The sequence below is a fragment of the Nocardioides sp. P4_G4 genome (genome assembly GCF_056401085.1).
This window is the reverse complement of the sequence record NZ_JBFUKA010000186.1, coordinates 1-928: the sequence shown is the minus strand read 5'-3', so window position 1 is coordinate 928 and position 928 is coordinate 1. Positions and strand designations below refer to the sequence as shown.

General features: G+C 74.8%; 2 protein-coding genes. Both read left to right on the top strand.

Annotated elements, in window-relative coordinates:
- Positions 1-322: hypothetical protein (locus AC1DQF_RS21640; protein ID WP_477527281.1), on the top strand; the 322-nt coding region annotated here is incomplete at its 5' end.
- The coding region (locus AC1DQF_RS21635) for a hypothetical protein (protein WP_477527280.1) at positions 319-928 on the top strand (610 nt) is incomplete at its 3' end. The genes AC1DQF_RS21640 and AC1DQF_RS21635, both read left to right, overlap by 4 nt.

Genomic DNA, 928 nt, shown 5'->3' with positions numbered 1-928 from the left:
CCGACGTCTCGCCCACGAGCTCGAGCGCACCCGAGAGCTGCTGGGGCGCGAGCGCGCCACCATCGCCCGGGAGATGCAGCTGGGCAAGGACGAGCTGCTCGCCATGGACCGCCAGGTCGCCGAGCTCCAGGACCGGCTCCAGCGGCTGCGCCACAAGAACGTCCTGCTCCGGGCCCGCGTCGCCCAGGTGGCCCGTGAGCGCGACCTCGCCGAGGCCCGGGCCGCCGAGCTCTCCGACGAGCTCTTCCTCACCCACGACTCTCGTGCCGTCCGGGCGGTCGCCTCGTTGGTGGAGCGCGCACGCCGCAGGCGGTCCTCGTGACGACCGCCGACTCCGACGAGCAGAGCGCCTTGGACCGCCGCCGGGCCGGCTACCGCCAGCTCGTCGACGGCGAGCTCGCGTCGGGTGACGGGGACCGCTACACGTTCCTGGTGCGCTCGGTCGACCTTCGCAACCCCGGTCCCGACCTGGTGGCCGCCGCGGGCCTGGGCCTGGCCCTGGCCGATCGCGGGCACGGCGTACGCCTCGTGCCCCAGCACCGCTGGCACCTCGGCGGCTCGACCGACGTGTGGATCGCCGCCACGCCCGAGGTCGACCCCTCGCTGGCCCCCGCCGACGCCTGGAAGGTCGCCTGGGCCCACGACAGCACCGACGAGTGGGCCGTCCTGGACCACCTCGTCGCCTTCGACCGGGTGCTGGCGGGCTCCGAGACCGCCCTGGCCACGCTACGTCGCCGTACACCGCGCGCCGACGTGGTGCTGCGCACCGGCGTCGACGCGGAGCTCTTCGTCCCCGTCGACGCCGCACGCACGGAGGTCGTCAGCATCGGCGTCCACGTCGACCGTGGACGACCCGTGCAGCCCCTGCTCACCGACCTGCCCCTCGGGGTGCCCCTCACCGTGCACGCCGAGCCGCTACGCACCATGC